Below are 2510 nucleotides of genomic sequence, written 5' to 3'. Positions count from 1 at the left end.
ACTGTCCATGCAGGAGGCAATTTCGCTGCTGCGGAAGCGCACCGGGACCGACCGCTCTGACGCGGATTTGGCCGGATTGATCACAAAGAAGGCAGCGCATCTCGGCATCGCGGTCGTCACCGACGGCCACTGAGCGAATTTGCCGCCTAAGTCGGTCGAATATGCGTGATACCGAAGACGCCGCGTCAAAATTCCGCTAGTGTTCGCGCCGGGGAACCCGTCCCAACCTTAGGAGGCGACAGTGACGGACGACAGGCACGAACGCATTCGCCAACGCGCGCACGAGATCTGGGAGCAGGCCGGCCGGCCCGAAGGTGCTCACGAAGAGCACTGGAACCAGGCGACCGCCGAGATCGACGCGGCAGGCAAGCCGAAGAAAGCTCCGAAGAAGGCGGCTGTCGCCAAGGTCGAGAAGCCGAAAGCCGCCAAGGCGGAAAAGCCCGCCAAGGCCCCCGCCAAGGCAAAGGCTGCCAAACCGAAAGCCAAGGCCTGAGCCGTTTGGGCGGTCGTTTGCCGCCAAGCCTCTTTCGATCCGCCGGAAGGTGAGGGCGCGGCCATGTCGGGCCCTTCGACGATCCTGAGAAGCGTCGCCGATTTGCAATAGATAGCGATCATTTATATTAGAAATTGTTAATGTATAGACTTGGCAACGAGAGAGGTTTACTGACTATCCCGAACTATCTCTGTGTCATCCCGGCAACACTGAGTGTGTCCCTTCAATATACCCAATAAAAGTCGGACTTTGGTCGGACCGGCCGCTTGACTCGCCGCGCTTTGCCATGCGTTTTTCCGCCGGGCTTTCAACTTGGGGACTAGGTATGCGGGGCATCAACCGTCTAATTTCGTTTGCGTTTCTGGCCGGAACAGGCGGCTGGGCCATGCCGGCCTTGGCTGACGAACCGCATCCGGTCGAATATGTGCGCGTCTGCGATCAGTACGGCACCAACTACTATTACAGCCCAGGTACCGAAACCTGCATCAATACCCAGACGGGTGAGACGCGTCGCGAAACCGACGGCGGCACGGTCGTCGGTAAGACCGCGCTGGCAAGCAAGGTCGAGGACATAGATCACCGCATCCAGCGTGCCTTCGAGGGTGCCTCGGTAGCGTCGTCGCTGGCCAGCCCGGATCTGAACAAGGGCGAGCATTTCGGCGTCCGCGTCAATTGGGGCAATGCCGGTCAGTCCAACGCCATGGGCATCACCGGAGCGGCGGTGTTGGGCGAGGGGTTCATGCCTGGCGGCAACGGTCGGTTGGCCGGCGCCGCGGCCGTTGCTTTCTCCGGCAAGACGGTCGGCGGCAATGCCGGCCTGCAGTTGACCTGGTAAGAGCGGCCGGGGGCATCATGTTCAGATATCTTCTTGCGCCGGCAATGCTCGGCGCGGCAACGCTCCTTGCGTCGCCATCCGAGGCTGCGGTCGACTATCTCAGGTACTGTCAAGCCTATGGCATCAATTACTATTACAGCCCGGGCACCGAAACCTGCATCAACGCCCAGACTGGCGAGACGAAGCAAACGGTCGATGATAGTGAGGGCGGCACCACGACGGTCACCGGCAAGACGGCATTGGCCGCCCATGTCGACGACATCGACAATCGCATCACCCGCGCCTTCGAGAACGCCTCGATCTCGGCCGCGCTCGCCGCGCCCGATCTCGCGCAGGGCGAGCATTTCGGCCTGCGCGTCAACTGGGGCAATGCCGGCGACGCCAATGCCTTCGGCATCACCGGCGCCGCCGTGCTGAGCGAAGGCTTCCATGGCGGCCGCCTGACCGGCACGCTCGGCATCGCCTTCGCCGGCAGCCAGGTCGGCGGCAATGCGGGGCTACAGTTCAGCTGGTAGGAAGAGGAAGAAGAGGGAAGGCGCCGCCGATCGCTAGCGCCCTCCCTGCTTGCTGGCGTATTGCGCGACCGCGCAGAGAAGGGCAAGCGCCGCGGTATCGCAGGCGGCCCGCGAGGGCGACGGGCCCTTGGCGAAAAGCACCGCATCCGCGACAGGAACCGTCAGTCCGTGCTTTCTGGCAAATGAAGTGACTTCGTAGGGCTGGTCCTCGGGCAGTGCGCCGATGTCGATTTGCAGTTGCATCAAACGTGTTCCTCCCTGGTATGCGTCTATTCCTCCTTCACCCGACAGGAATTAACGCCCGGCCGCTCACCCGCGTCCACCAATTGGCGATTGTGTGAAACGATGCATTTGCCGGGGCGATGAGCCGAGGGTTGCAACCGGCCGGTTGAGGGGTCTGCGGCGCGGGCTTCTTCGGTCCCCGCACGGGAAAAGGGAAGCCCTCACCAGGCATCGCTCGACTTGGCGAACCTCACCCCCGCCGCGATCATCGCGCTTTCGCACTCGCTGATCAGCCTGAGGTTTCGCAGATACCGCGCCATCGTCTCCGGCAGCCAGGCGGCGCAGGCCTCCACATAGGCGCGGCCGTGCACAAGCGCGCCGGTCGACAGCCGTTCGTCCTTCTCGGCGATCACCTTCAGATACTGCCGGATGAAGCGGATATCGT

At 62.6% G+C, this 2510-nt stretch carries 5 protein-coding genes; 3 read left to right on the top strand and 2 right to left on the bottom strand.

Features of this window, described 5'->3' with window-relative positions; translation table 11 throughout:
• Positions 1–241: 241 nt before the first annotated feature.
• The 3 genes from EOA27_RS31655 to EOA27_RS31645 all read left to right on the top strand — a co-directional run bounded on the left by EOA27_RS31655 (position 242) and on the right by EOA27_RS31645 (position 1843).
• Positions 242–493 (top strand): DUF2934 domain-containing protein, encoded by a 252-nt coding sequence (locus EOA27_RS31655; protein ID WP_126083397.1) that lies wholly within the window; start codon positions 242–244, stop codon positions 491–493.
• A 385-nt stretch (positions 494–878) separates the two neighbouring features.
• Positions 879–1328, top strand: a complete 450-nt coding sequence (locus EOA27_RS31650) for a porin (RefSeq protein WP_245467122.1) — start codon at positions 879–881, stop codon at positions 1326–1328.
• Between the two features lie 17 nt (positions 1329–1345).
• Positions 1346–1843 (top strand): porin, encoded by a 498-nt coding sequence (locus EOA27_RS31645; protein WP_127258132.1) that lies wholly within the window; start codon positions 1346–1348, stop codon positions 1841–1843.
• A gap of 33 nt (positions 1844–1876) precedes the next feature.
• Here EOA27_RS31645 and EOA27_RS31640 read toward each other — a convergent pair whose 3' ends face one another.
• Both EOA27_RS31640 and EOA27_RS41075 read right to left on the bottom strand, forming a co-directional pair.
• Entirely contained in the window at positions 1877–2086 is a 210-nt protein-coding gene (locus tag EOA27_RS31640; RefSeq protein WP_126083394.1) for a hypothetical protein, read from the bottom strand.
• A 200-nt stretch (positions 2087–2286) separates the two neighbouring features.
• A partial coding sequence (locus EOA27_RS41075; protein WP_189562177.1) for a hypothetical protein occupies positions 2287–2510 on the bottom strand: 224 nt, incomplete at its 5' end.

This window comes from Mesorhizobium sp. M2A.F.Ca.ET.037.01.1.1 (genome assembly GCF_003998075.1).
GTDB lineage: Bacteria > Pseudomonadota > Alphaproteobacteria > Rhizobiales > Rhizobiaceae > Mesorhizobium.
This window is presented reverse-complemented; position numbering and strand designations above follow the sequence as displayed.